This window comes from Streptomyces sp. NPDC051987 (genome assembly GCF_040680735.1).
Lineage (GTDB): Bacteria > Actinomycetota > Actinomycetes > Streptomycetales > Streptomycetaceae > Streptomyces.
Genome location: NZ_JBFAXI010000162.1, coordinates 1 through 10,127 on the forward strand (window position 1 = coordinate 1; position 10,127 = coordinate 10,127).

At 70.7% G+C, this 10,127-nt stretch carries 9 protein-coding genes and 1 tRNA gene; 4 read left to right on the plus strand and 6 right to left on the minus strand.

Annotation, left to right across the window (positions count from 1 at the left end; all coding sequences use genetic code 11):
- Positions 1–28: 28 nt before the first annotated feature.
- Both AB0M11_RS40255 and AB0M11_RS40260 read right to left on the minus strand, forming a co-directional pair.
- Positions 29–247, minus strand: coding sequence for a hypothetical protein (locus AB0M11_RS40255; protein WP_365713740.1), 219 nt, complete (start codon positions 245–247; stop codon positions 29–31).
- Between the two features lie 75 nt (positions 248–322).
- Positions 323–538 carry a hypothetical protein gene (locus AB0M11_RS40260; RefSeq protein WP_365713742.1) on the minus strand — a complete coding sequence of 72 codons (216 nt, stop codon included), beginning with the start codon at positions 536–538 and terminating at the stop codon, positions 323–325.
- A 231-nt stretch (positions 539–769) separates the two neighbouring features.
- Here AB0M11_RS40260 and AB0M11_RS40265 point away from each other — a divergent pair, with 231 nt between their 5' ends.
- Both AB0M11_RS40265 and AB0M11_RS40270 read left to right on the plus strand, forming a co-directional pair.
- Positions 770–1,171, plus strand: a complete 402-nt coding sequence (locus AB0M11_RS40265) for a helix-turn-helix transcriptional regulator (protein WP_365713744.1) — start codon at positions 770–772, stop codon at positions 1,169–1,171.
- 143 nt (positions 1,172–1,314) lie between these two features.
- Positions 1,315–1,575, plus strand: coding sequence for a hypothetical protein (locus AB0M11_RS40270; protein WP_365713747.1), 261 nt, complete (start codon positions 1,315–1,317; stop codon positions 1,573–1,575).
- 172 nt (positions 1,576–1,747) lie between these two features.
- Here AB0M11_RS40270 and AB0M11_RS40275 read toward each other — a convergent pair.
- Positions 1,748–1,830, minus strand: a tRNA-Leu gene (locus AB0M11_RS40275).
- Positions 1,831–2,276: 446 nt separating this feature from the next.
- Here AB0M11_RS40275 and AB0M11_RS40280 point away from each other — a divergent pair.
- Both AB0M11_RS40280 and AB0M11_RS40285 read left to right on the plus strand, forming a co-directional pair.
- Positions 2,277–3,041 carry an ABC transporter ATP-binding protein gene (locus tag AB0M11_RS40280; RefSeq protein ID WP_365713749.1) on the plus strand — a complete coding sequence of 255 codons (765 nt, stop codon included), beginning with the start codon at positions 2,277–2,279 and terminating at the stop codon, positions 3,039–3,041.
- Positions 3,041–5,569 carry an FtsX-like permease family protein gene (locus AB0M11_RS40285; protein WP_365713751.1) on the plus strand — a complete coding sequence of 843 codons (2,529 nt, stop codon included), beginning with the start codon at positions 3,041–3,043 and terminating at the stop codon, positions 5,567–5,569. Before AB0M11_RS40280 ends, AB0M11_RS40285 begins: the two co-directional genes overlap by 1 nt.
- Before the next feature lie 62 nt (positions 5,570–5,631).
- On the opposite strand, the gene AB0M11_RS40290 is transcribed toward AB0M11_RS40285, so the two are convergent.
- The 3 genes from AB0M11_RS40290 to AB0M11_RS40300 form a co-directional block, all read right to left on the minus strand.
- A complete protein-coding gene (locus AB0M11_RS40290) occupies positions 5,632–6,918 on the minus strand; it encodes a cyclopropane-fatty-acyl-phospholipid synthase family protein (RefSeq protein WP_365713753.1) in 1,287 nt (428 codons plus the stop codon).
- Positions 6,919–7,125: 207 nt separating this feature from the next.
- Positions 7,126–8,505: an NAD(P)/FAD-dependent oxidoreductase gene (locus AB0M11_RS40295; RefSeq protein WP_365713755.1), complete on the minus strand. Its 1,380-nt coding sequence runs from the start codon at positions 8,503–8,505 to the stop codon at positions 7,126–7,128.
- A 441-nt stretch (positions 8,506–8,946) separates the two neighbouring features.
- The gene (locus AB0M11_RS40300) at positions 8,947–9,888 is read right to left on the minus strand and encodes a Ppx/GppA phosphatase family protein (protein WP_365713757.1); all 942 of its coding nucleotides are present in this window, start codon (positions 9,886–9,888) and stop codon (positions 8,947–8,949) included.
- Positions 9,889–10,127: the final 239 nt, after the last annotated feature.

Sequence of the window (10,127 nt, forward strand, 5' to 3'; positions counted from 1 at the left end):
GGGGCGACGGCGGTGGCGCTCCGGAGGGCTACTGGATGACGCTGATCGTCTGGGCGGCCGACGACTCGGCGGCCGACCAGGCGGAGTGGTCGTTCAGCGCGGCGGACTCGTTGTGGGCGTTGACGGTGGCGATGTGCTTGGTGACGTTGACCGTCTTGCCGAAGCTGAACTTCAGGCGGCCCAGGGCCTCACGGCCCGGCAGCAGCTCGGCGGACTCGTTCTCCAGCTCGTTCATGTCCATGCTCATGACGGATGTCCCTTCGTTTCGTGCGCGGTGAGGTTGAGGTCGATCTCGGTGCCGGCGCCGTGCGCCAGGGCGGTACTACTGCTGGATGCTGATGCTCTGTCCGGCGCCGGAGTCGGCCACCGACCACGACGAGTGGTCGTTCAGCGCGGCGGACTCGTTGTGGGCGTTGACGGTGGCGATGTGCTTGGTGACGTTGACCGTCTTGCCGAAGCCGAACTTCAGGCGGCCCAGGGCCTCACGGCCCGGCAGCAGCTCGGCGGACTCGTTCTCCAGCTCGTGGGCGTCCATCATGATCGTTTCCCCCTCAGGGATAGACATTTCCGATCGGATCGAGTCAGGTTCCCCCCGGACTCTGTCCAATCTGGTCGGACGTGCTGTCCAACGAGATTGGACACTAGGCCCTCGGGAACCCACCGCGCAACCCCTTTGGAAAATCACCCTCTCGGCCGATCGCCTACCCGACCGTAGAATCGGCCGCGACAGGGCGATCCCCCGCCGGCGGCGAGCAGGAAGTGACGGTCAGTGGCCAACGCACTGCAGCAGTTGATCCGTGAGCGCCTCGACCGCAAGGGCTGGTCCTACGGCGACGTGGCGCGGCGCGGCGGCATTCCCCGCTCCACCGTCCACCACCTGGCCACCACCGACCGCGTGGTCCGCATGCCCCAGGCGACCACCCTGGAGGGCCTGGCCAAGGGGCTGGAGATCCCGCTGGAGGCGGTGCGCCGCGCCGCCGCCGAGGCCTGCGGGATCCACGTGTACGACACCTCGCCGGCCGCCGGCCCGGAGGGCACCGCCGACGCCGGCGCCGCCGATCCCGAGGTCGCGCTGCTCATCGCCAGTGTCCAGAAACTGTCGGCGGACGACCGCCGGCACGTCAGCGCGCTCGTGGAGTCCCTGCTGGACCGCGCGCCCCGGGAGAAGTGAGCGTCGGCGTCACACTCCCGGGTGTATTTCGGTCAACTCGGGTAAAGAATCCGACTCCGTAAGAAACCGTCCAGCCCCGGGACTAGTCTCTCGTCCTGCCCGGGACGCGAGAGCCGCACGACCACGGGCTCTCAGGGGGACATGTGTTGTTCGTGCACGGCGGACCGGCGACGGCCGTGGTCCGCAAACCCGACGGCGAGTCGGTCGTCCTGCTCTCCGGGGAACTGCCCGAGGTGCTGACCGACGCCTCGGTCACCGAACTCCTGGACCTGGCAGCCGCCATCCTCGACCCGGGCGAACTCGCCCTCTTCGAGGAGTGCCTGCGCACCCTGCGCCGCAACGGCATGCGCGCGGGCCGCCGCATCGAGGTGGACGGCGCCGTCCTGACCGTCTACGAAGGGTGAGCCGCCCGGTGTCCGCCTCGCGGCCCGCCGGGCGGTCGGACTGGGTGTCAGGCGCTCACCCGCTCGCGCGAGCGGCTCGGGGAAGGCGTGCGCCGACGGTGCGCCGGCGACGCGCGCGAGGTGACACCGCCAACCGGTCATGCCGACAGGTAAGCCGCAATGGCAGCGTAAGTGCCCGGAACCGGACTTGAACCGGTACGCCCGCGAGGGGCAGCGAGGTTTAAGCTCGCCGTGTCTGCATTCCACCATCCGGGCAGGCCATGGGCTCCGCTACGAGGCTCCGACCCTATCGGGAGGCGTCCCCCGAACAGCGGACGGACGACCCGATGTTGTCTTATTTTATTGAGGTCTGAGGGAGCATCAGCCCCCGGAACGAGCCATCCGCACTTGCCAATAGCGTTACGCGCGGTGGGTGCGCGCGTACACGGAATGACGGAATTTCACCGTCCGAACAAGGGGGCTCCACCTGTTCTCGACGACCGGGAGCCCCCGCTTCCGGGTCCGGTCTCGGGGTTCGGTGTCATCCCCAGGTATGACGCGGCGCCCCGCCGGTCCCCCCTTGGTCGCCCCCGGAACCGGAACTGCGGCTGACTACACGGGCCGGTCCGGCCGAGACGATGGTGCGGTCCCCGTGAACGCCGTCGTCCCGACAGGAGCACCCTTCCGTGTCCACCACACCCTCCCCCCGACTTCGTCCGGGGGTGCCCTCAGCCGACCGGCGGACCACCTCCGTGGCCGCCCGTGCCACGGACCTCTCGAAGATCTACGGCCAGGGCGAGACCCAGGTGGTCGCCCTGGACCGGGTCACCGTCGAGTTCCGGCAGGCCGAGTTCACCGCGATCATGGGACCGTCCGGCTCCGGCAAGTCCACGCTGATGCACTGCGTGGCCGGTCTCGACACCTTCTCCTCGGGTTCCGTGCGGATCGGCGACACCGAGCTGGGCTCCCTGAAGGACAAGCAGCTGACCAAGCTGCGCCGGGACAAGATCGGGTTCATCTTCCAGGCGTTCAACCTGCTGCCGACGCTGACCGCGCTGGAGAACATCACCCTCCCGATGGACATCGCGGGGCGGAAACCGGACAAGCAGTGGCTGGACTCCGTGATCGAGATGGTCGGTCTGCGGGACCGGCTCGGCCACCGTCCCTCGCAGCTCTCCGGCGGCCAGCAGCAGCGCGTCGCCGTGGCCCGCGCGCTCGCCTCCCGGCCGGAGATCATCTTCGGTGACGAGCCGACCGGCAACCTCGACTCCCGCTCCGGCGCCGAGGTCCTGGGCTTCCTGCGCAACTCGGTGCGGGAGCTCGGCCAGACGGTCGTCATGGTCACCCACGACCCGGTGGCGGCGTCGTACGCGGACCGCGTGGTCTTCCTCGCCGACGGCCGGATCGTCGACGAGATGTACCGTCCGACGGCCGACACCGTGCTCGACTTCATGAAGCAGTTCGACGCGAAGGGCCGGACCAGCTGATGTTGCGCACCGCCCTGCGCAACGTCCTCGCGCACAAGGCCCGGCTGCTGATGACCGTGCTCGCCGTCATGCTCGGCGTCGCGTTCGTCTCCGGCACCCTCGTCTTCACCAACACCATCTCGGACGCCTACCAGAACAGCTCCGCCAAGGGCTTCAAGGGCGTCGACGTCGCCGTCACCGCCCGGAGCCAGGCGGACAAGGGCAACACCATAGGCAAGACCCCGGACCTCACGCAGGCCCTCCTCGACAAGGCCGCGCGGGTCCCCGGGGCCGCCTCCGCCACCGGCGTCGTCTCCGGCTTCACCGCGATCGCCGACAAGGACGGCAAGCTGATCGGCGGCGGCTGGCAGTCCGAGGGCGGCAACTACTGGGGCACCGAGGACACCCGCTACCCGCTGGTCAGCGGTCACGCGCCGCGCGGCGCGGACGAGGTGCTGATCGACTCCAGGACCGCCGAGCGGGCCGGTTACCGGGTCGGCGACACCGTGCGCATCTCGGTCGACGGTCCGGTCCTCACCCCGACCGTCGCCGGCGTCTTCACCACCGACGACGGCAACGTGGCGGCCGGCGGCAGCCTCGCCCTGTTCGACACGGCGACCGCGCAGCACCTGTTCGGCAAGAAGGGCGCGTACGACGAGATCGACGTGACCGCGAAGTCCGGCACCGGCCAGGCCGCCCTCAAGTCACAGCTGGACGCGGCCCTGCCGCAGAAGCTCGTGGAGACCACGACGGGGCAGAAGCTCGCCGACGACCAGGCGCAGCAGATCTCCAGCAGCATGAGCGGCCTGCGCTCGGGCCTGCTCGTCTTCGCCGGCATCGCGCTGTTCGTCGGCACGTTCATCATCGCCAACACCTTCACCATGCTGGTCGCCCAGCGCACCAAGGAACTGGCGCTGCTGCGGGCGGTGGGCGCCTCCCGCCGCCAGGTCACCCGCTCGGTGCTGATCGAGGCGTTCGTGGTCGGCGCGGTCGCCGGGGTGACCGGTCTGGTCGCGGGCATCGGCATCGGCGCCGGACTGCGCTCGCTGCTCGGCTCGTTCGGCGCGACCGTCCCGGACGGCCCGCTGGTGGTCAGCCCCGGCACGGTGGCCGCCGCGCTCGGCGTCGGCGTCGTCATCACCATGCTGGCCGCCTGGCTGCCTGGCCGCCGGGCCGCGAAGATCCCGCCGGTGGCCGCGATGAGCGCCCTGCACGCCGCCCCGACCACCAGGTCGCTGGTGCTGCGCAACACGATCGGCGCCCTGTTCTCGGCGGCGGGCGTGGTGGTGATCCTGGCGGCGACCACGATGAACGGCAGCGACGGCCAGGCCCCGATGGGGCTCGGGGCCGTTCTGCTCATCATCGGCGTCTTCGTGCTGACCCCGCTGCTGTCCCGTCCGCTGATCGCGGCCGCGGCCCCGCTGCTGCGCGGCTTCGGGGTCGCCGGCAAGCTCGCCCGGCAGAACTCGGTGCGCAACCCGCGCCGTACCGCCGCCACCGCCTCCGCGCTGATGATCGGCCTGACCCTGATCACCGGCATGACGGTGATGGCGGGCAGCCTGCAGAAGTCCATCGACAGGATGGCGAGCTCGGCGATCCGCGCCGACTACATCGTCTCGATGGCCAACGGCCACGCGCTCTCCCCCGACGTGGCGAAGAAGGTCGCGGCGACCGACGGCGTGACCGCCTCCAGCCCGCTCAGCAACGCGGTCTCCCGCATCGACGGCGAGACCGAGTTCCTGACCGGCGTCGACGGCTCGGCGATCGGGAAGCTCACCGACCTCACGGTGGACAGCGGCGCCTTCAGGGTGGGCGGCTCGGACGTCGCCGTGGACGACGACACCGCCACGTCGCACGGCTGGAAGGCCGGCTCGGTCTTCACCGTCCACTACGAGGACGGGAAGTCGCAGCGGCTGACGGTCGCCGGGGTCTACGAGGGCAACCAGGTGATCCGCGGGATCATGCTCGACAGCGCCACCCTGACCCCGCACGAGACCGACCCCGCCGACATGCAGGTCATGGTCAGGACGGCGGGCGGCGCGTCGAGCACGACCAAGGACAGGCTGGAGAAGGCCCTCGGCTCCAACCCGGCGATCAAGGTCCAGGACAAGCAGGACCTGTCGAACTCCATCGCGCAGGCGTTCACACTGATCCTCAACATGGTCTACGGCCTGCTCGCGATGGCGGTGATCGTCGCCGTGCTCGGGGTCGTCAACACGCTGGCCATGTCGGTGTTCGAACGCTCCCAGGAGATCGGCATGCTCCGCGCGATCGGCCTGGACCGCACGGCGGTCAAGCGGATGGTCCGCCTGGAGTCCCTGGTCATCTCCCTGTTCGGCGGGGTGCTGGGCATCGGCCTGGGCGTGTTCTTCGGCTGGGCGGCCGGGCAGCTGGTCGGCTCGCGGATGCCGACGTACGAACTGGTGCTGCCCTGGGCCCGGATGGCGGTCTTCCTGCTGCTGGCCGGCACGGTCGGCGTGCTGGCGGCCCTGTGGCCGGCCCGGCGCGCGGCGAAGCTGAACGTGCTGGCGGCGATCAAGGCCGAGTAGCCGACGGCGGCAGGCACGGCGAAGGGGCCCCACGCCCGCCGCGGGGCCCCTTCCGCGTGCCGTCAGTTCCAGGTGCGAGTGCGCAGCGGCAGCCCGGAGGCGCCCGAGTCCGGGGTCCGGACGGCCAGCACCTGGTTGACGCCGATGCGGTTGCGTTCGAAGGCGAGCGCGCAGGCGGCCATGTAGAGCCGCCAGACGCGGGCCCGGCCGGGGCCGGCCAGCCGCATGGCACGCGGCCACTCGGCCTCCAGGTTGGCCACCCACCGGCGCAGGGTGAGCGCGTAGTGCTCGCGGATCGACTCCACGTCCCGCACCTCGAAGCCGGCCCGCTCCAGCTGGGTGACGGTGGTGCCGATCGGGGCGAGCTCGCCGTCCGGGAAGACGTAGGCGTCGATGAACTCGTCGACGTGGTACGCCGACTCGTCGCCCTGCGGCCGCCGGGCGATCTGGTGGTTGAGCAGCCGTCCGCCGGGCTTCAGGAGCCCGTACAGCTCCCGGGCGTACTCCAGGTAGCGCTCGGATCCGACGTGCTCGGCCATCCCGATCGACGAGATCGCGTCGTACGGCCCGTCCCGGACGTCCCGGTAGTCCTGGACCCTGATCTCCACCCGGTCCGTCAGACCCTCGTCAGCGACCCGTTTACGGGCGTACGCGGCCTGCTCCTGGGAGAGGGTGACCCCGACGACGCTCACGCCGTGCTCCCGGGCCGCGTGGATCGCCATGGAGCCCCAGCCGCAGCCGACGTCGAGCAGCCGCTGACCGGGGGTCAGGCCGAGCTTGGCGCTGACGAGTTCGAGCTTGTCGCGCTGCGCGCCCTCCAGCGTCCCGCCGTCCTCCCAGTAGGCGCACGAGTAGACCATCGACGGGCCGAGGACGAGCTCGTAGAAGTCGTTGCCCACGTCGTAGTGGTGGCTGATGGCCCGCCTGTCGCTGTGGCGGGTGTGCAGATGGCGGGGTCTGCGGACCTCCTCGCGGGGCGGGGCCGGCGGGAGGGGCGGTCCGGCGAGCCTGAGCAGGTCCCGGACGGCCCGCCGTACGGCGGGATCGCGCAGCGCCTGGAGGACGGTACGGCCGTCGTCCTCGCGCTCCCAGATCAGACCGGACATCGCCCCGAGGGCGCCGTAGAGGTCCCCCTCGATGTCCAGGTCACCGGCGACCCAGGCGCGGGCGAGGCCCAGTTCGCCCGGCTTGAACAGCATGTGACGCAGAGCCCGCCGATTGCGGATCACGAGCGCCGGCGCGCCCGGCGGCCCGGCCTGCGACCCGTCCCAGACCCGCAGCCGCACCGGGAGCGGGACTCCCAGCACCTGCTCGGCAACACTCCTCAGCCGCGACGCGGCGTCGGCCATGGCGCACACCTCCAAGACGTCGATCCCGGATGCCGGTTACCACGTAAACACCGTGAGGCCGCCGGCGCAGTCCCGCAAAGGAGTTACGACTGGGCAAAACAGGTGTACCTGACAGGTAGTCGGTTCGGCTCCCGGAAACGCCGAAGGACCTCCCGCACCACGGATGGCGGGAGGTCCTTCGGGTGGTTCAGCGACCGGTGACCGGGGTCAGGAGGCCTTGGCCTTCTCCTCGGCCTTCGCGGCGGCGACCGGCGCGGGCTTGGCGGCCTCGTAGAACTCCTCGCGGGGGTTCTCCATGGCGCCCAGGGACACGACCTCGCGCTTGAGGAACATGCCGAGCGTCCAGTCGGCGAAGATGCGGATCTTGCGGTTCCAGGTCGGCATCGCCAGACCGTGGTAGCCACGGTGCATGTACCAGGCCAGCCGGCCCTTGAGCTTGATCTTGGTCTTGCCCAGGACGATCATCGCGACGCCCTTGTGCAGACCCAGACCGGCGACCGCGCCCTTGTTGGCGTGGCTGTACTCCTTCTGCGGGAAGCCCCGCATGCCGGAGACCACGTTGTCGCCGAGGACCTTGGCCTGCCGCAGCGCGTGCTGCGCGTTCGGCGGGCACCAGGCGTTCTCGACCCCGGCCTTGCGGGCGGCGACGTCCGGCACCTGGGCGTTGTCGCCCGCGGCCCAGATGTAGTCGGTGCCCTGCACCTGGAGGGTCGGCGCGGTGTCGACGTGACCGCGGGGGCCGAGCGGCAGGCCGAAGCGGGCCAGCGCCGGGTTCGGCTTGACGCCGGCCGTCCAGACGATCGTGTTGGAGTCGACCTCCAGGCCGTTCTTCAGCACCACGTGGCCGCCGACGCAGGAGTCCATCGAGGTGGAGAGGTAGATCTCCACGCCGCGGCTCTCCAGGTGCTCCTTGCCGTACAGGCCGAGCTTGGGGCCGACCTCGGGCAGGATCTTGTCGGCGGCGTCGACGAGGATGAAGCGCATGTCCTCGCGGGACACGTTCTTGTAGTACTTGGCGGCGTCGCGGGCCATGTCCTCGACCTCGCCGATGGTCTCCGCGCCGGCGAAGCCGCCGCCGACGAAGACGAAGGTGAGCGCCTTGCGGCGGATCTCCTCGTCGGTCGTGGAGTCGGCCTTGTCCAGCTGCTCGAGGACGTGGTTGCGCAGGCCGATGGACTCCTCGATGCCCTTCATGCCGATGCCCTGCTCGGCGAGGCCGGGGATCGGGAAGGTGCGGGAGACCGCGCCGAGCGCGATGACCAGGTAGTCGAAGGGCAGCTCGTACGCCTCGCCGACGAGCGGCGCGATCGTGGCGACCTTCCGGTCCTGGTCGATGGTGGTGACCCGGCCGGTGAGGACCTCCGCCTTCGGCAGCACGCGTCGCAGCGGGACGACGACATGCCGGGGGGAGATGCTGCCGGCGGCGGCTTCGGGGAGGAAGGGCTGGTAGGTCATGTACGACCGGGGGTCGACGACCGTGACGGTCGCCTCGCCGTAGCGCATCTTCTTGAGGATGCGCCGAGCTGCGTACAGGCCTACGTACCCACCGCCTACTACGAGGATCCTGGGACGCTCCGTGGTGCTCATGGCATCGAGTATCCACCCGCCCCGAGGGGGCCGCTCGTGCGCCCCTTCACAAGCTTTCCCAGGGGGCGTGCTACACTCCGCCGCCCACGTGACGCAGGTCATGGTCGGCGACGGGAACCCACTTCCGATACGCCCCGTTGTCAATGCCGCGTGAGCTGCTCCTCCAGGCTTCCGGGGGCACCCTGAAGGCCCCCGATGTCACCCTCACGAGTACCTCCCGACACACCTCCGAAACGCTCTCCTGAGCACGCGCTCGGGCCCGTTGAGCCCCCGAACGGCCCAAGAGCCCCCGCCGGAGCCCCCACCTGCGCCGAATTCCTTGTGAAGAACTTCACGAAGCTTTCCGCCGAGGTGTCGTGGCACGGCGTGTCACAGGCTGTTCGGGGCGCTCACCCGTCGATTCGCATGCTCATCCGAGGATGGATCACGCCGACCTATGGGTCAGGCGACGGACCAGGCGATGCCGTCCAGAATGTCGTGCTCGCTCACCACGACCTCCTCGGCACCCACCCGTTCCATGATCGACTGCAGGACGAGCGCGCCGGCGGCGATGACGTCGACGCGGCCGGGGTGCATGGAGGGGATCGCGGCCCGCTCCGCGTGGGTGGAGCGCAGCAGCCACTCGGTGATCTCCCGGACCCGGACGTAGGGGATGCGGGAGTGGTGGATGGCCGCGGAGTCGTACTCCGGCAGGTTCTGGTGGATGGCCGAGAGGGTGGTGACGGACCCGGCGAGACCGACCAGGGTGCGGGCCTCGCGCAGCGGCACGGTCTCCTCCGCGAGGTCGAGGGCGCGCTCGATGTCGGCCCACATGGAGGCGGTCTCGGCCTCGGTGGGCGGGTCGCTGACCCGGCCCTCGTGCACGAGGTGCCGCTCGGTCATCCGCACGCACCCCACGTCCACGGACCGCGCGGCCCGCACGTGCGCGTCGCCCACCACGAACTCCGTGGAGCCGCCGCCGATGTCCACGACGAGGAACGGCTTGGCGAGGTCGGCGCGCCCCGTCAGCTCCCTCGTCGCGCCCGTGAAGGAGAACTCGGCCTCCTGGTCGCCGCTGATGACCTCCGGCTCGACGCCGAGGATGTCCAGCACGCCGCGCACGAACTCGTCCCGGTTCTCGGCGTCACGGGACGCCGACGTGGCCACGAACCGCACCCGCTCCGCCCCGTACTCCTTGATGACCGCGGCGTACTCCCGGCAGGCCGCGAACGTCCGCTGCAGCGCCTCCGGCGCGAGCCGCCCGGTCCGGTCCACCCCCTGCCCGAGCCGTACGATCACCATCCGCCGGTCCAGATCGACGAGCTCCCCCGTCTCCGGGTTCGCGTCGGCGACGAGCAGCCGGATGGAGTTGGTGCCACAGTCGATGGCGGCGACGCGGGTCATGACGGTGGGTTCCTTGTCTGTTCGCGGCCTCTCGGCCGACCGGGTCGGGTCGGGTCGGGTCGACGGCCATTCAACCGAGTCGGGTCGGCGGCCGTTCACCCGAGCGGGCTCGGGCCGGGTCGGCGGCCGTTCGGCCGAGCGGGGTCGGGCCGGGTCGGCGGCCGTTCGGCCGAGCGGGGTCGGGCCGGGTCGGCGGCCGTTCGGCCGAGCGGGGTCGGGCCGGGTCGGCGGCCGTTCGG